The sequence below is a fragment of the Micromonospora sp. NPDC048842 genome, from assembly GCF_040649935.1.
GTDB classification, from domain to species: Bacteria; Actinomycetota; Actinomycetes; order Mycobacteriales; family Micromonosporaceae; genus Micromonospora; species Micromonospora hortensis.
In genome coordinates, this window is the sequence record NZ_JBEZGK010000003.1 from 107,768 (window position 1) to 124,532 (window position 16,765).

At 66.7% G+C, this 16,765-nt stretch carries 15 protein-coding genes; 8 read left to right on the forward strand and 7 right to left on the reverse strand.

Features of this window, described 5'->3' with window-relative positions:
- Positions 1 to 88: 88 nt before the first annotated feature.
- From AB0C19_RS05460 to AB0C19_RS05475, 4 genes are read left to right on the forward strand one after another with little or no spacing between them, the layout of a single operon-like run.
- Positions 89 to 505, forward strand: a complete 417-nt coding sequence (locus tag AB0C19_RS05460; RefSeq protein ID WP_357179811.1) for a YbaB/EbfC family nucleoid-associated protein — start codon at positions 89 to 91, stop codon at positions 503 to 505.
- Positions 495 to 827, forward strand: coding sequence for a hypothetical protein (locus AB0C19_RS05465; RefSeq protein WP_146765155.1), 333 nt, complete (start codon positions 495 to 497; stop codon positions 825 to 827). Before AB0C19_RS05460 ends, AB0C19_RS05465 begins: the two co-directional genes overlap by 11 nt.
- The gene (locus AB0C19_RS05470; RefSeq protein WP_357179815.1) at positions 824 to 2,206 is read left to right on the forward strand and encodes a WXG100 family type VII secretion target; all 1,383 of its coding nucleotides are present in this window, start codon (positions 824 to 826) and stop codon (positions 2,204 to 2,206) included. Before AB0C19_RS05465 ends, AB0C19_RS05470 begins: the two co-directional genes overlap by 4 nt.
- Complete coding sequence (locus AB0C19_RS05475; RefSeq protein ID WP_357179820.1) at positions 2,206 to 2,616, forward strand: hypothetical protein; 411 nt, start codon at positions 2,206 to 2,208, stop codon at positions 2,614 to 2,616. The genes AB0C19_RS05470 and AB0C19_RS05475 overlap by 1 nt, the downstream gene beginning before the upstream one ends.
- A 70-nt stretch (positions 2,617 to 2,686) precedes the next feature.
- Here AB0C19_RS05475 and AB0C19_RS05480 read toward each other — a convergent pair whose 3' ends face one another.
- Both AB0C19_RS05480 and AB0C19_RS05485 read right to left on the reverse strand, forming a co-directional pair.
- Positions 2,687 to 3,088, reverse strand: coding sequence for a hypothetical protein (locus tag AB0C19_RS05480; protein WP_357179823.1), 402 nt, complete (start codon positions 3,086 to 3,088; stop codon positions 2,687 to 2,689).
- On the reverse strand, positions 3,085 to 3,384 hold the full coding sequence (locus AB0C19_RS05485; protein WP_357179826.1) for a hypothetical protein: 300 nt from the start codon (positions 3,382 to 3,384) through the stop codon (positions 3,085 to 3,087). Before AB0C19_RS05485 ends, AB0C19_RS05480 begins: the two co-directional genes overlap by 4 nt.
- A 172-nt stretch (positions 3,385 to 3,556) precedes the next feature.
- Here AB0C19_RS05485 and AB0C19_RS05490 point away from each other — a divergent pair, with 172 nt between their 5' ends.
- From AB0C19_RS05490 to AB0C19_RS05505, 4 genes are all read left to right on the forward strand, one after another.
- On the forward strand, positions 3,557 to 4,618 hold the full coding sequence (locus AB0C19_RS05490; RefSeq protein WP_357179829.1) for a serine/threonine-protein kinase: 1,062 nt from the start codon (positions 3,557 to 3,559) through the stop codon (positions 4,616 to 4,618).
- 13 nt (positions 4,619 to 4,631) lie between these two features.
- A complete protein-coding gene (locus tag AB0C19_RS05495; protein WP_357179832.1) occupies positions 4,632 to 7,433 on the forward strand; it encodes a helicase-related protein in 2,802 nt (933 codons plus the stop codon).
- Positions 7,430 to 12,340 (forward strand): class I SAM-dependent DNA methyltransferase, encoded by a 4,911-nt coding sequence (locus AB0C19_RS05500; RefSeq protein ID WP_357179835.1) that lies wholly within the window; start codon positions 7,430 to 7,432, stop codon positions 12,338 to 12,340. Before AB0C19_RS05495 ends, AB0C19_RS05500 begins: the two co-directional genes overlap by 4 nt.
- 307 nt (positions 12,341 to 12,647) lie before the next feature.
- A complete protein-coding gene (locus AB0C19_RS05505) occupies positions 12,648 to 12,815 on the forward strand; it encodes a hypothetical protein (RefSeq protein ID WP_357179838.1) in 168 nt (55 codons plus the stop codon).
- A gap of 63 nt (positions 12,816 to 12,878) precedes the next feature.
- Here the strand turns inward: AB0C19_RS05505 and AB0C19_RS05510 are convergent, their stop codons facing one another.
- The 5 genes from AB0C19_RS05510 to AB0C19_RS05530 all read right to left on the reverse strand — a co-directional run bounded on the left by AB0C19_RS05510 (position 12,879) and on the right by AB0C19_RS05530 (position 16,706).
- The gene (locus tag AB0C19_RS05510) at positions 12,879 to 13,076 is read right to left on the reverse strand and encodes a DUF397 domain-containing protein (protein ID WP_327035630.1); all 198 of its coding nucleotides are present in this window, start codon (positions 13,074 to 13,076) and stop codon (positions 12,879 to 12,881) included.
- Complete coding sequence (locus AB0C19_RS05515) at positions 13,069 to 13,950, reverse strand: helix-turn-helix transcriptional regulator (protein WP_357179842.1); 882 nt, start codon at positions 13,948 to 13,950, stop codon at positions 13,069 to 13,071. Before AB0C19_RS05515 ends, AB0C19_RS05510 begins: the two co-directional genes overlap by 8 nt.
- A gap of 218 nt (positions 13,951 to 14,168) precedes the next feature.
- The gene (locus AB0C19_RS05520) at positions 14,169 to 14,378 is read right to left on the reverse strand and encodes a hypothetical protein (protein WP_357179845.1); all 210 of its coding nucleotides are present in this window, start codon (positions 14,376 to 14,378) and stop codon (positions 14,169 to 14,171) included.
- Between the two features lie 238 nt (positions 14,379 to 14,616).
- On the reverse strand, positions 14,617 to 16,041 hold the full coding sequence (locus AB0C19_RS05525) for a hypothetical protein (protein WP_357179848.1): 1,425 nt from the start codon (positions 16,039 to 16,041) through the stop codon (positions 14,617 to 14,619).
- Positions 16,042 to 16,202: 161 nt separating this feature from the next.
- Positions 16,203 to 16,706 (reverse strand): hypothetical protein, encoded by a 504-nt coding sequence (locus AB0C19_RS05530; protein WP_357179851.1) that lies wholly within the window; start codon positions 16,704 to 16,706, stop codon positions 16,203 to 16,205.
- Positions 16,707 to 16,765: the final 59 nt, after the last annotated feature.

A 16,765-nucleotide genomic window follows, 5' to 3' on the forward strand; every position in this document is an offset into this window, starting at 1 on the left:
GGCATCATTCATCTCAATCATGGTGCACAGTGGAGGGCCCAGCGTCGGTTGAATGATGGCGCCGAGGTGCGCAGCGGGGAGGTTAGGAGTGCTGGGCCAAGATCCGGACGCGGCACAGGAACTGATGCATTCCTGGACGGCCGAGCTGTCGGCACGAGCTCAGGCTGCGGCCGAACTGTCGGACCGGGTCGCCACCATCGCGGCGTCGGCGACCGGCGCGGACGGTGCGGTGCGCGTGACGGTCGCCGCCTCGGGGGCGGTAACGGACCTTCGGTTGGACGACCGCGTTCAGCGGATACCCGGTGCCGAACTTGCCAGCATCATCATGGCCACGATCGCCCGTGCACAGGCCGGGTTGACCGAGCAGGTGAGCATTGCGGTGCACGACACCGTGGGCGTCGACTCCGAGTCCGGGCGGGCGGTCACCGACTCCTTCGCGAGGCGGTTCCCCAGGCCCCCTGACGAGCCCGATCGGTGGGAGCGGGACGCCAGAAATGGCTGGTGACGCTGGAATGCAGATGTCGGTGGAGGCGGTGATTCGGCACGCCGCAACGGTCAACGGCACCGCCGACAGCATGGAGGCCGCTCGCGGAGCGGCCGCGTACGTGCAGATGGGTGCTGAAGCGTACGGGCAGATCTGCGCGTTCCTACCTCGGTTGATCGACCCGGTTGCGGACAGGGCGGTGACGGCGTTGGGAGAGTCCGCCACGGCACTGCGTGAGGCGGCAGCCAACCTACGAGCGGTTGCTGCCGCGACCGAAGCCGCTGACGCGGCGAGCGCACGACGACTTGCCGACAGTGCCGGCCGGTTGGAACTGCCGCTGTGACCGACACGGCGGCCAACCCGCTGGTGGTGCAGCGCCACGACTCGACCCAGTGGTACACCGGGCTTGGGCTGGTGGAGGACGTCACCGAGACCGTGTCCGGCATCGAGTCGGGAAGCTGGATCGACTCGACGATCGGTGGTGTCGCCACGTCGATGGACGCGTTGGCCACCGTGCTCGACCCGCTCGGCTCGCTGGTCAGTTGGGGCGTCGGCTGGTTGCTCGAACACGTCAAACCGCTGTCGGACGCGCTGGACTGGCTGGCCGGCGACCCGGATCAGATCGACGCGTACGCGTCCACGTGGCGCAACGTCGCGAAGCAGAGCGCCGACGCGGCGGCAGACCTGCAGGCGGCGATCTCGTCGCAGCTCACCGAGTGGGTAGGTGCCTCGGCGAGCGCCTACCGTGCGCACATGTCGGGCCAGGTACGGGCGATGGAGGGCATCGCGCGAGCTGCCGGCGGCATCGCTTCGCTGGTAGAGGGCGCCGGGCTGCTGGTGGCGCTGGTCCGCGAGTTGGTCCGGGACCTGATCGCGGACTTCGTGTCGGTGCTGGCGGTCCGGCTGCCGCTCTGGCTGGCCGAGACCGGCGCGACGTTGGGCTTGGCGACTCCGCTGGTGATTTCCCAGGTCAGCAGCCTGGTGGCTAAGTGGGCGGCGCGGATCGGCAGGCTGATCAGCGCGCTGATCAGCAGCCTGCGTCGGCTGGCCCCACTGCTCCGACGCTTGGGCGACCTGATCGACGAGCTGAATGGCCTGCTGCGGCGGGCTGCCCGCGCCGACCCGGTCAGCCCGGCCAACGGCGCCACACCCGGTGGGCGCCCTGCGGCCTCGGGAGACCCGGACCTGGACTCGATGGGGCGTCGGTCGGACTGGGATGATCCCTCTACGCATCCGCAGACGCCGCCACCGCCGGATGCGAACCTCCCCGCCGGGGATCCGGTCTACCACCGCCCGAACAGCACCGCCATCGGCTACGACAGCGCCACGATGCGCAATTTCGACGCCGTGGCGCCGATCCCCGGCCATCACGATGTGGTCGTACACGGCGAACGCACCGGGCTGTTCCGGCCCGGCCTCGTGGGCGCTGACGGTGCCGACCACCCCGCCAACTTCACCCACCCACAGCAGGTCGCCGATGCCATCCGCGCCAACCCAAACTACGACGGTGGCCCGGTGCGGCTGGTCTCCTGCCACACCGGCACCGTGGCCCCCGAAGCCGGAGTGCCACCAGCGGCGCAACAGGTCGCCGACGCCCTCGGAGTGCCGGTGACGGCACCGACGGACGCGGTCGGTGTCGACCGGTATGGTCCGGTGGGGCAAATCCCGATGATCCGGGGTGACGGAGAGTGGAAGACCTTCTATCCGAACGGTGGGCGTTGATGAGCAGCGGTCAACTGAAGGCGGCGGGGATGTTCCGCGAATTCGGGCCGGTCCGCTCCGCCGAGCCGCAGGAGAGCATCTTCGACAGCGTCGCCGAGGAGGAACTGCCCGACCTCACGCAAGTTGTCAGCTACTTGAATTCGGGACACATCCTCATCGACGTGATGGACGTCGCCAACGACGCCTTCGACTCGTCCCGCCAGGTGATGAACGGCTCGACCGTCGTGACCGACGGCGACTGGCTCTGGCGGAAGGACCTCGCCTACTACGTGCGGCGTCACCGCGTCGCATTGCCGGCGGACTTCCTCGCGCTCATCCGCGAGCGTGACTACGTCGTCCCTTCACGGGGCGTTTCGGAGTTGACCGCTTGTTCCCGGCAGGCACGCGAGCTGATGTTCTGGAACAGCTGACAAGCTGCCTGGTCACACACGGTGGGGGAGCTGACCGCTCGCCCACGTCGGAAGCGTCCCGGGGATGAGGTCAGACCTCGACGATGGGCCAGTCGTCGCCGAGCACCTTCCGCAGCTGATCGGCCCGAGAGGTGATCACACCGGCGGCGTTGCTGATCGCGAGGTAGGCCGCGTTGCCGGCACCGAGACGGCCGGCCTGCCGTGCCATGCCCCCGATCATCGGACAGTCGTCGGCCCGGTCAACGTGCAGGGCCGGGGTGATGATCCGCACGGCCGGGTTGCGGCGCAGCATCGACAGGTATTCGTGCTCGGTGTGGTCGAGCAGACTGTATGCCTCAAGCAGGCAGACCAGCGGCACGGCGACCGTCGCGTCGGCGTCTGCCGCCGCTACCAACGCTTCACCGACGGCGTCGACACCCTGGGCGTAGGCCATCAGGGCTCCGCTGTCGAGCACGTAGACCGGTGCGCTCACGCCGCACTCGGCCGGTCGAAGCCGGCGCGGACGTCGTCGACCGGGCGTTCCAGCAGTTCTGCCACACGGGCAATCGCCGCCTCGCGCATCTCTGGTGTCACCTGGCGGGAGGCGAGGCGCCGCACGGCGCCTTCCGGGTCGTACGGATACTCGCCGTGCCCTGCGGCTCTCAGGGCGACCCGCATGTCGTCGGATTTCCGACGGCGGCGCAGCGCTTCGGTGACATACGCGGAAACCTGGCGAGCCGGAAGCGCATCCAACTGCTCGGCCACGTCATCAGGGACGGAGATCGTCACACGCCGACTCATACGCTGGAGCCTAACAAAGTATGAATTCAAGGCCCAGGAGGAACCGCCGTTCGGACGCTTCCTCGTCGAAAGTTCAACGTTGTACGGTCATGCGTCTGCCAGGCGTCGAACCGACAGGGCAGACGAGCAGTTCGGGCGGGTGTCATCGTGAGGGGGACGAATGACGCTGGGCAGAATCGGCGGCTACGAGTTGGTCCGGCCGCTGGGCTCAGGCGGTATGGGCGACGTGTTCTTCGCGGTGTCGCCGACCGCCGAGCGGGTCGCCGTCAAGGTGATCAAGCAGCACCTGATCGAGGCGCCGACGGTGCGCGAGCGGTTCGCCGCCGAGGTCGACAGCCTCAAGTTGGTCTTCGGCTCCCGGGTGGCCCGCCTTGAGGGTGCGGACCCGTACGCGAACCCGGCCTGGCTCGCCGTGGAGTACGTTCCGGGTGCCACGCTGCGTCAGCACGTCGACGCGCGGGGGCCGCTTCCCCTGCCGCTGGCCGCCATGGCCGGCGCGATGCTAGCCGAAGGCCTCGCCAAGGTGCACCAGGTCAAGCTGCTGCACCGCGACCTCAAGCCGCAGAACATCATCCTCGGCCCCGACGGGCCCAAGCTCATCGATTTCGGCCTGGCGGTGCTGATCGAGCGGGACGACTACCTGACCGAGCCGGGCGCCCTGGTCGGCACTCCCGCCTACATGTCGCCCGAGCAGGTCAAGGGTGAGCGGGACCTCACGCCGGCGGTCGATGTATACGCCCTTGCCGCGACACTGGTCTTCGCGCTGACCGGGCGTGGGCTCTACCCGCCGACGAACTCCTGGAATCTGCTGCTGCGCATCAGCGAGCCGAGTGACCTTCCTGACCTGTCCGGGGTGCCGGCGGAACTGGTGCAGTTGCTCGGCACGATGCTCGCCTTCGACCCCACAGCCCGACCCGGCCTGACGGACGTTCGCGCCCGGCTGCTGGCGGTCGCCACCGCTGCCAGCGGCAAGAGCGTCCACGCCCTGCGCCAGGAAGTCGCCGAACTCACCTACGACGGTGGCACGGAACTGCTGGTCCCTCCGGACCTGGATGATCCGCAACAGGACCCGGAGGGCACGCCGGTCATCGAGGCGGACACCGTACCGGTGCCGGGGACGACACCCACGAAGGTCGACGCCAAGCGGCCCAACGCGCCAGCCGATGTGACGTGGATCGTCGACAAGATGCGCCGCCAGTACGCCCGCCGCTCGACCCTGTAGGAAGGCACCACCGATGACCACCACCCAGGCCGCGACCTTCGCCCCGGGCTCCCGCATCGTCGTTCGCGACGAGGAATGGCTCATCCGCAGCGTCAAGACCGGCACCGCAGACGGCACGATGGTGAAGGCGGTTGGCGTTTCCGAGTTCGTGCAGGACGTCGAGGCGACCTTCTTCACCGACCTTGAGGACATCACGCCGCTGGTGCCCGAGGAGACGGACCTCATCCAGGACACCTCGTCGCGGTTCCGGCAGAGCCGCCTCTTCCTGGAGGCCGTGCTGCGGCGTACTCCGCTGCCGCGCACCGAGCGCGGGCTGGCCCTCGCCGACCGCTTCCTGCTCGACCCGCTGACCTACCAGCAGCGACCCGTCGAACTGGCCCTGTCCGGGTTGCGGCCGCGGATCCTGCTCGCTGACGTCGTCGGCCTGGGCAAGACCCTGGAGATTGGGCTGATCCTCGCCGAGCTGATCCGCCGGGGTCGAGGTGAGCGCATCCTCGTGGTCTCTCCTCAGCAGGTTCTCGAACAGTTCCAGCGGGAGCTCTGGACCCGGTTCGCGATCCCGCTGGTCCGGCTCGACTCGACCGGCATCCAGCGCATCCAGCAGGAGATCCCCGCCGGGCGCAACCCGTTCACCTACTTCAAACGGGCCATCATCTCGGTCGACACCCTCAAGGACGCCGGCCAGTTCGGCCACCACCTCGACGCCACCACCTGGGACGCGGTCGTCATCGACGAGTCGCACAACCTCATCAACAAGGGCACCCAGCGCAACGAGCTGGCCCGCCGCCTGGCCGCGAAGACCGACGCGCTGCTGTTGGCCAGCGCGACCCCGCACAACGGCGACAAGGAGTCCTTCGCGCAGCTGATCTCGCTGCTCGACCCGGCGGCGATCGCCAACGAGAAGGACTACCAGGCCAGCGACATCGCGCACCTCTACCTGCGCCGCACGAAGATCAGCCCGGAGGTACGCGACCAGATCGGCGACCGCTGGGCCGACCGCGGACCGTCTAAGGCCCTGCACTGCACAGCGACGCCCATCGAGGAGCGCATCTTCGACGAACTGACCGATGTGTGGCTGGCCGGCAAGTGGACCGACGAGCCAATCACGGGGCAGCACCGACTCTTCCCGTACACCTTGTTGAAGTCGTTTCTGTCCTCGCACCGCGCGTTGCAAGAGACGGTGACCAACCGGCGCAAGAAGGCCACCGGCACCGAACGGGCGGCCCTGGACCGGCTCGCGGAGCTGACCTCCGCTATGACCGACACCGACTCCAGCAAGCTCAAAGGGCTGGTCGACGAGCTGAGAAAGATCGGCGTCGGCAAGAACAGCAGCACCCGGGCCGTGGTCTTCTCCGAGCGGGTGCCGACCATCAAGTGGCTCGCCGAGGTCGTCCCCGGAATGCTCGGCCTCAAGCCAAACGCGATCCGGGTGCTGCACGGCGGGGTGGCCGACAAGGACGAGCAGACGATCCTTCAGGAGTTCGAGCTGGCCGGCAGCGACGTCCGGTTGCTCTTCACCGGTGATGTCGCCTCCGAAGGTGTCAACCTGCACCAGCAGTGCCACCATCTGATCCACTACGACATCCCGTGGAGCCTGATCCGGATCGAGCAGCGCAATGGCCGCATCGACCGCTACGGGCAGAAGCACCAACCGCAGTTCCGTGCGCTGATCCTCACCTCCGACCGCGAGGACGCCAAGGACGACCGCACGGTCGCCGAGAAGCTGCTCAGCCGGGAGGAGACCGCTCACCGCAGCCTCGGCAGCGTCGAGGCCGTGACGGGCCAGTACGACGCCAAGGCCGAGGAGGACCGGCTGGTCCGGGACCTGCTCGCCGGCAAGTCGGTGGACGAGTCCTACGAGGCTGCCCACGCCGAGGTCGACGTGATGGCTGACCTCTTCGGGGAGGTCGGTACCGCGCCAGTAGCGGAGGACGTGCCCCAGGCGAAGGTGCCGAAGCTCTTCGACTCCACGCAGGACTTCGTCGACGCCGCCCTGTACGAGATCTACGAGGACCGGCCCGAGGATCACATCGACCTGCGCCGCGAGGACGAACTGATGACCTTCCTCGCCCCTGACGACCTGGTGCACCGGCTCACCGACCTGCCCCGCACCTACCTGCGGGCACATCGGGAGGGTGAGGACCTGCGACTCAAGGTCACCTTCGACCGTGCGCTCGCCCAGCGCAAGCTCGATCAGGCCCGGCAGAGCAAGACCCCGATGTGGCCGGACATCGCCTTCCTCAGCGACGTGCACCCGATGGTGGACTGGCTGGTCGACAAGGTCCTGATCCGGCTCGGTCGCCAGCAGGCCCCGGTGCTCACCGCCGACGTGGCCGCGCCGACGTTCCTGATCCAGGGCGTCTACGCCAACCGCCTCGGCCAGCCCACGGTCGTCCAGTGGATGGCCGTCTCCGGCCTGCCCGCGTCGCCGACCATCCGACCGATGGACGACGTGCTGCGCGAGGCCAACGTCGGCCCCACGATGGTCAACCGCGCCGAGGCCATCGCGATCGACCCGCTGAAGGATCTGTTGCCGGAGGCGGTCCAGGTCGCCCGGCAGTATCTGGAAGGCAAGCGCGCCGAGTGGGCCGAGGCCAACGCCGAGCCGTTGCGGCGGCACCGTGAGCAGCTGAGGACCTTCCAGCAGGCCAGCATCCTCGATGAGCTGCCCGGCGCGCATCGGGAGAAGCGACGCCAACGCGTCGACACCACCGTCCAGGAGCAGCACGACCTGCTCGACCGCCTGGAAACCGCCGGCGACCCGCTGCTACGGGTGCTCGCCGTCCTCGTACCGTCGCAGGAGAGTGCCGCATGAGCTTCGAGTCGCTGACCAACCGCGGCGAGTACCTCTCCGCGCACTACCTCGCCGAGATCCTGCCCACCACCCTCAAGGGCGGTCTGCTCAAGCAGTGGGCTGAGCAGGAGAAGGCTGGCGAGCCGACGCCGCGCACCGGCCTGCGCGGCATGCGCCGGCAGTACTTCGACGCGAAGACCGAGCTGACCGACGTCGAGTTCTTCGACCCGGAGCGGCTGCGCAAGCAGCACCAGGACGTGCTGCGGGCGCTCGGGTTTGATCCGCAGCCGCAGACCATCACCGTCGAACGCAACGGCCAGGAGTACGAGGTCGACGTCGCCCACGCCGAGCTGACCACCGCACACGGCATCGTCGCGCTGGACTGCGGTTGGGCGGTCGACACCGAGGCGGCACAGGACCCGGACGACGCCGGCCGCCTGCTCGACCCGCTCACCCTGTCGAGCACCGAGACCATCGAGACGGGCGCCAAGCTCACCTCCCTGCTCTTCGCCGCCGACAGCCCGAAGCCCCGCTATGTGCTGATCCTCAGCGGCGGCGTGATCACGCTCGCCGACCGCACCGTCTGGGGTGAGGGCCGTTACCTGGCTGTCAGCCTCGACACCGCGTACGCCCGCAACGACGACAAGGAACTCGACGTCGTCGCGGCGCTCTTCGGTGCCGACTCGCTGCGCCCACCCGCCGAGGGCGGCACCGAACCCCTCGCCGACCTGGTCGCCGGCTCCCGCCAGCACGCCGTCGGTGTGTCCAGCGAACTCCGCGAGGGCCTGAAGGTCTCCGTCGAACTCATCGCCAACGAGGTCCTGGACCAGATCCGGCGGGCCGGCTACCAGCCGCAGCAGGTGATGGACCTCGACGAACTGGCCAAGGAGTTGGGCCGGGAGTCGCTGCGCTACCTGTACCGAATCCTGTTCCTGCTCTACGCCGAGGCCCGCCCCGAACTGGGCGTGCTGCCGGTCAACGACCCCCAGTACGTCGAGGGCTACAGCCTTGCCCGCCTCGGTGACCTCGTCTCCCGCCGCCTCGCCCCCTCCGGCGAGGACGGCACCCACCTGTACGAGTCGCTCGACCTGCTGTTCCGCATGGTCAACGAGGGGCACCGGCCGCGCGGCGGCGCGGACGTCGACGACAAGGCCAGCGAGGGGGAGGGGCTGCGCTTCGAGCCGATGCGCTCTGACCTGTTCCTGCCCGAGAAGACCAAGCTCATTGGTCGGTTGATCGCCGAGCCGGGCAGCGACCCCGACGATTACGAAGCCCCGAAGATCGATACGCGGCTGCGCAACAAGGTCCTCTACGAGGTGCTGCGCCGGCTGATGCTCACCAAGGGCGGCAAGAAGCGCCGCGGCGGCTTCATCTCGTACGCCCAGCTCGGCATCAACCAGCTCGGCGCGGTCTACGAGGGCCTGATGTCGTACACCGGGTTCGTCGCCACCGAGCAGCTCTACGAGGTCGCCAAGAACGGCGACCCGAAGGACGGCTCGTGGATGATCCCGGCCTCCAAGACCGACGAGTACGACGACAACGTCTTCGTCTACAAGGAGAACGCGTACACCGGCGTCCGTAGCCGGGTCTGCTACGAGCCGGGACAGTTCGTCTACCGGCTCGCCGGCCGGGACCGGCAGACCAGCGCCTCCTACTACACCCCGCAGTCGCTCACCGAGGTCACCGTCCAGCTCGCCCTCAAGTACCGGCTCGACCAGGACGACACGATCACCCCGGCCCGCGAACTGTTGGACTGGACGATCTGCGAGCCGGCACTCGGCTCCGGCGCGTTCCTCAATGAGGCGATCAACCAGGTCGCCGCCGAATACCTGCGCCGCCGCCAGAAGGAACTGGAGGTAACCCTCGACCCGGAGGACTACCACCTCGAACTCCAACGGGTGAAGGCGTACATCGCCCTGCACAACAGCTACGGCGTCGACCTCAACCGCACCGCCGTCGAGCTGGCCGAGGTGTCGCTCTGGCTCAACGTCATGCACGCCGGCCTCCAGGCCCCCTGGTTCGGCCTGCACCTGCAACGCGGCAATTCCCTCATCGGTGCCGGCCGCAAGACCTACGGCCCGAAACAGCTCGCCGACAAGTCGTGGCTCACCACCGCGCCGAAGGAACAGCCGTTCCGGGACGGGCCGATCGACGAGGGCACCATCCACCATTTCCTGCTCCCCGCCGACGGCTGGGGCGCGGTAGCGGGGGAGAAGGAGGCGCGCGAGTTGGCGCCGGCCGAGACCGCCCGTTTGAAGGCTTGGCGTACGGCGATGAAGCGCACGCCGTCCGTCAAGGGGAAGAACTCGCAGGTGCAGCGGTTGCAGGCCCTCGCTCGGCGGGTTGAGTTCCTGTGGGGGCTGGTGCAGCAGCGGCTCGACATCTCCGAGCGGGAGATCCGCCGCGACATCGCAGTCTGGGGCGCTGAGGACCTGCCGCAGGTCACGGAAGCGGTGCCCCGGGAGGACATCCTCGCCGACCTGACCGCGCCGGGCACGCCGTACTGGCGGCTCAAGACGCTGATGGACGTCTGGTGCGCGCTGTGGTTCTGGCCGCTGGAGAAGGTCCGGCTACTCGACGGCTCCGACCCGGTGTACCCGGCTGCGCCCGTCCAGGTGTCACACATCAAGGACGAGCCGGCGTACGAGGAACCGGCCGTCTACGAGACCGCGGACATCTTCGGCAACGTGCAGCCGCAGCAGATGAAGCTGCCGGCCAAGCCGGCTGGGGGCACCCGGCGGATGACCGTGGCGGAGCAGCTTCGTCAGCAGGTGCCACTGTCCGACTTGGACGACTGGCTGACCTTCGCCGAAGCACTCATTGGGCGTCGCGACGTGGACGAGAACACTGAGCGGTTCTACGGGCGGACGCTCACGAGCCTGAGCGAGATGAGCGAGTTCGAGCAGAGGCTCGACGGCGTCATCGGCGTCGACTCGCCCTGGACCCTTTCCGACCGCTTCCCTTGGCTTCTTACCGCTGACCAGGTAGCGGAACAGCAGGGCTTCTTCCACTGGGAACTCACCTTCGCCCAGGCGTTCGGTAAGGGCGGCTTCGACCTCCAAGTCGGCAACCCGCCCTGGGTACGTCCAGACTGGCGCGAAGAAATTGTGTTGGCCGAGTGCGATCCGTGGTTCGTAATGACTGGAGATGCGGCCGCAGAGGCGTGGCGAGAACGGAAGAGAGTAACCGCAACCGCGGACAGGCTCTACCTTCGTGAGCTGATTACGAACTCTAGTAATGTTGCATTCTATACCTCTGTCACAACCTACCCTTTGCTCTCGGGAACGCGCCCGGACTTGTATCGGGCGTTCATGTGTCGGGTTTGGTCGCATCTCGCGCCCTACGGGACTATTGGCCTCATCCACCCAGACAGCCACCTCAGCGGGGTCCACGAGGGGCGACTTCGAGCAAGGACATACCGCCACCTCCGTCTGCACGGGCACTTCCAGAACCGGCGCCTTCTGTTTCCGGAAATCGGCTGGACGCGGCAGTATTCAGTGAATGTTTATGGAGCGGAACGCGAAGCTTCTTTCGCTCACTTGAGTTGGCTATTCGACCCCTTGGTTGCAGTCCGTTCTCTAGAGCATGACGGATTCGGAGAGCCGCCGTCCATTAAGTATCAGGGTGCCTGGGATTTGCGTCCACATGCATCGCGTGTGGTTCTCGTTAATTTAGAGAGGCTGGCAATTTGGCGCCGCTTGTGGCCGGATGCCGAGGAGCCCGTGGAGCACACTCCCCTACTCTACCCGGTTACCACTCAAGAGGGGAGAGCGATTGAGGCTCTCACAGCATTCCCCGTTCGCTTGGGCTCGCTAAGTCCTTGGATAAGTCGCGGCTACAACGAGTCCAATGCCGTTCAGGACGGTTTGATCCGCCGTTCGTTTGACCGTCCGAAGGAGTGGGATGGAGTTATCCTTCGGGGTCCTCAATTTTCTATCGCGACGCCGTTCGCCAAGCAGCCTCCAAAAACCGGAACTTACGACTCGCTAACTGACCTGGTGGCCCTGCCCCCCAGCGCAGTACCCACGACCGATTACGTGCGTGCCTGTGATCCGACGCGGTATACGTCGGCGCAGGACGTCTGGAATGGCCGTCGGTACACGGAGTACTACCGTCTGGTCTGGCGACGTAGAATCCCCTACGATACTGAACGGTCGCTCTTTGCTGCAATAATTCCACCGGGAACCTCGCACATTCATGCCGTTCATTCTCTGGCGACGCCAGAAGAGGTTGATACCGTGCTTGCGGCTGCTTTTTGGTCAGCACTTCCGGTGGACTACTTCTTGCGTATCACGGCGCGTGCCGATCTTCAGCAGGGCGAGGCCCGCGTGATGCCCGCTGGGTCGGCCGGACATCCCCTGGCAAGCGCAGCATTGTTGCGTACGCTGAGGCTTAACTCCCTAACCAGTGCCTATTCTGACCTATGGTCCAGTCTGTTTGATCCAGCGTGGGCATACGAATCATGGGCTAATGAATGGCCTGGGCTTGACCCGCTTGGGCGGACCAATGGAGGCCCAATATCCACCGACTGGAGGGTGGATACTCCACTGCGAAGTGACCGGGCACGTCGCGCAGCTTTGGTAGAGCTGGATGCGCTGGTGTCCGTATGGCTAGGCATCGGGGCTGACGAGCTCGTCGCGATCTACCTGAGCCGCTTTCCGCAGCTAGCCAGGTATGAGGCAAACATTTGGTTCGATGCGCAGGGGCGGAAGATCGCCGACCATCGCAGCGCTTTTGGTGTGGGCCAAGAGAAGGAACACTACGACCAGTTGATGGCATACCGCGAGGATCCCATGCGGAGTCCGTTGCCAGACGGGTACGCAGCACCCTTCTATAAGGCGGATCGGGAGAACGAGTATCGGCAGGCGCATGCCGTGTTCAGTAAGCGGCTTCAGGATGCGATCAATGCGGGCTGGCAGCCGTCGTAGCTTGCTACTCCTCCTCCACCCCGAAAAGACGACTAGATGGCTCCGAGTAACCGGCAGAAGCATCAGGCTGGGCGGCACCTCGCGGTGGCTGAGGCACTATTGCGCGGCCTTTCGGCGAGCCTGCACGGTTCGCAGACCTTCGTGACGATCAACGGAAGGACGGCAGGTGTTCAAGTCGCCGCGCAGGGCGGCTGGATGATCGCGGGCATCGACAGGATGACGGCGATGTCGGTCGACCCCTCCGTCCTCTTGGACGTGACCGACGGACGCCGGGACTTCTATGTCGTGCCCGGAGACGCCTGCCGGGGTGCGCGAGCGGCACGACGAGCTCACGGCGAGCGTCGGCGGCGTTCGCCTGCCCAACCCGAACAGCCTGCATGCGGCGATCTACCCGGCGAACGTGAAGGCGTGGCGGAACCGGGGGTTGTTGTTCGAGGACGTGGCCCAGCCCGCACTCTGGGACGCGGCCTCTTGACCAATTGCACGACGGGAGCGCGTCCGGCGCGTCTGTCGGCTGCGCTCCCATCTGAGGTACGACTCAGTGCCCAGACTTGGTGAGCCGGACGAAGGTGGTCCAGGCGGTGGGGGGAAAGGTAAGGGCAGGCCCCGCCGGGTCCTTGCTGTCGCGTACGGCGACGAGGCCGGGCAGGTTGTCGGCGACCTCCACGCAGTTGCCGTTGTTATCGCCGCTACGGGTGCTCTTCCGCCACTGGGCACCGAGCAGGTCGTCAGCCATGGTGGACCTCTTCCTTGATCTTGCCGATCATCCTTCTTGATTGTTCCTCATCAAGTGCGAGGTCGAGGAGGCTCGCCCAGACCTTCTCGTAGACCGCGAACTCCTCCGCCCTGTCGAGGTATAGGGCGCCGGTCACCGACTCGCTGTAGACAACGGACTGATCAGGGACGACTCGGTTGACCAGGGGAAAATCGAGCATGACGAAAGCTCCTGCCAGTGCGCCGTAGTGGGCACCCGCCGACAGTGGCAGGACGCGGATCGACACGTTGGGTAGCCTGGTTCGTTCAAGAAGGCGGTCCAGTTGCTCGCCCATGACCGACGGGCCGCCGACGCATCGCAGCAAGACGGCCTCTGACAGGACCCATTCCAGCCTTGGTGCCTTCGGGAGCCGGCGGATAAGGATCTCCTGTCGTCGACGGCGGACGTCCAGAACCTCTTCCAACTCGTCAGCCGGCATGTTGGGACGGTTCTGGTAGACACCGCGCGTGTATCCCGGAGTTTGAAGCAGCCCAGGGATCAGGGTGTCGTCATGCTCCCGGAGACGGGAGGCCGCGGATTCCAGGCCGACGTACAGCTCGAACCAGTCGGGGACGGCGTCGCCGTACGAGTGCCACCAGCCCTTGGCCTTGGTCTCGGCGGCCAGGGCGGTGAGGGCGCCGGTCAGGTCGGGCGTTGCCCCGTACAGCTCGCACATGGCTTTGGCGTCGAGGGTGCGGACCGGGCCGAGGCCGGTCTCGATGCGCCACATCTTCTGTCGGCTCCACTGCATCGCCTCGGCGGCGCCGTCCAGCGTCATCCGCGCCTCGGTGCGTAGGTCGCGCAGCGCCCGCCCGAGCTGCCGTCGCGGCACTGTCGATCCCATGTCGTCGGCCATCGGCTCCCGCCCTCTCCCTGTTGCATTTTGTTACATTCGGACGCCATCGGTGAAACGCGCAGTCGTTGCGCCCGGGAATCAATTCCATTGGGTGCCGCCACGCCAAGCAACTACGCCTCTGACCATACAAGACACCCCCGACAGCAGCCATCAACGCGCAATTCCCACGCGCGCCTATTCGACGTACTGTCGGGGATGGAATGGGGCTGGGGTGAGGTTCAGAGCTCGTAGCGAATCCGGGCCAGTCCGCAGGCGACCAGCATGCCGAGAATGACCAGCCCGGCCCTCGTCCAGGGCACGTCCCTGCTCGGTCGGACGCCGATGGAGACCGCCACCGCCAGTTGAGCGGTGAGGACGAGGCAGATGGCGACGCTCAGCGCCCGGTAGCCGACCCCGTAGAGCGACCACCAGGTTACGGTGCCGAACACCGCCGGGACGGTCATCAGCAGGCTGAGCCCGATCAACGGCGTGGCGAGCTTCCACCGCAGCAGAGGGCTTGTAGCCCAGGGTGATGCTTGTCGGATCATCTGTCGATCACTGTCGGAAGGCCAGCATGCCGGGGAGGCCGCAGGCATCAACCATCGGAGCGTTCATCCGTCGGATTCTGCCAAGCACGACCGGTTCGGTGGTGCCGGGAAGTAGCGGCGAGGTGAGCGTAGGGGCGTCTCACCCGCCGTCGTTGAGGACCCGGACGACCAGGACGGTCCCATCCTGGCCGAACGAGTACAGGCTGCCGTCGGCCGGCGACGCGGCCCGCCTGCCGAAGAAGATCGGCGCATCTCTCAAGTAGGCGCTGACCTGGCCTTCGGCCAACTCGCGGTAGAGGCGGCTCTCCACGCCTCGGAAGACCTCCAGGACCCTTCCCTGGCCCAGGGGTGCGCGATGCCGGGTGCCCTCCGCGGAGAGCCCGTCGGGTAGCGCGAATGTCGCTGCGCTGCTCGTCGCCCACGCGGGATCCAGGTTGAACAGCCCTGGCTGAAATGCCGGATCCTCCGTCCCTCGCTGGCGGGGAGTGGCATAGCCGCTGGCGGCGGCGCTGTTCCCGGCGAAGAGCAGGGCGGTGGCCGCCACGGCGCGGGTCAAGATCTGAGTGAACCACCCACGCTGCTGCTCGGGGATGTCGAAGACCTGGGGTGCACCAGACGGCAACTCCTCGGCCAGATCCGGATCGGTGATGATCTCGTCGGCGGGCGACGGTACCTCGTCGGGTGCTTGTCTCGCTTCGGGCTCCGGAGGTGAAACCGTGCGCGGTCGCCAGTACTGGTCCTCGGGGGCGGTGCTCAACAGACCGTCAAGCTCTTCGTCGTCGCCGGACCACAACTCGTCATCGCCAGGCGGGTCGAGCACGTAGGCGGTGATCCCGGCCTGGGTGAGGTGCGAGGCGACCATCAGCGACGGCGGGTGGCTCCCGCCCACCGACAACGCCTCCACCTGTACGGCGGCTCGGGCGAGCTGCCCGTGGATGAAGCTCGGCGGACCGTGAGTGCCCTTGCACTCCAGAATCACAATCTTCATCCGCCTGTGTCTCCTCGTGGCGTGATGGCCGAGCAGGATGTAGTCCGGCCGCATCTTGGTCCGTGAGACCGACTGCACTGCACCGCCGCCATCCACGAAGCCCGCCTTCAACGCCACCTCTGCGTCAACCGCGTGGAACGTCCACCCTCGATACTGTTCGCGTAACAGACGCTTGGCGACCACGAGGGCCAGGCCGATGCCCAACTGCTCGGACTGGGTCACCTTGTGGTGATAGACGACCTCGTTGGCATCCGGCGTCAGAGCGAGACGCGCACCGTTCTTGGTGAGCGTGGCGCAGTAGCGGACAGCGGCCCAGTGCCGAGCGACCTGTGACAGTGGGGACGCGGTCAACAGTGTGGTGGCGACCCCCAGCTCATGCAGCACTTGCGCGGGAGTGGTCCGTATCCCGCCACTGCCGACGTCCACCGGGGTCAACGTCTTGTGGTGCCAGTACGCCTCGCGCGTCTTGGCGTGTGTCGTGGCGTACCGGAGCACGTCGTCGACGAGCTCGGGGGAGGAACTGAGCGCCAGCAGCGACGGGTAGCTCAGGGACTTTACGAGCGAATCAATCTCCACGCCCACCCCCGGTGCTGACGCACTGCACGAGACAGGCACCCAGAGTGATCGAAAAATTTCAGAGTGTCAATGTCACGCGAGTGCGCCAGCTCGCTACGCGGGCAACCCGAAATGCGGAGAGAAGTCGGCGTGCACGATGAATTGCTCGGCTCGGCGGCGGGTCACAACGAGACGATGACCGGCTGGACCTGGATGTTCTTGGTCAGCTGCTGCGGCGAGGGGACGGGTGTGCTGATGCTGACAGACGTGTTGTAGCCGTAGATGACGACCCTGTCGAGGTGGTTCGCGACCGGCCAGTTCGACTCCAGGCGGACCGCCATCTGAGTGGGGAAGTTGGTCACCTCTTCGGCGCACGACCGGATCAGGACGACGCTCGGTTTGGCGGTCAGGTGGGTGGCCAGCATCCGGGCCAGCTTCTTGTAGGTCCAACCCCAGTCCTTCGCGCCGGCCTCGGCGTCGCCGATCTCCTCGTCGTTGCCGTGCGCGCGGATGCACAGCGGCTCGCCCGCCTGCACCCCGGCCAGGTAGGTGGCCAACTGCCGATCCGCCTGGGCCTGTGTGAGGCCCGCGTCGATGGGCAGGAGGGCACCCCACGCCTCCGCGCCCGAATCGGGTCCTTCAGAATTGCCGCGTGTTCTTGGATCCTGCGTCGCCACGATGAACATAGACATTCTCCTTCGCGCTAACCGCCTTGTGTGGACCGATGAAAGCAGATTAGTTGGTG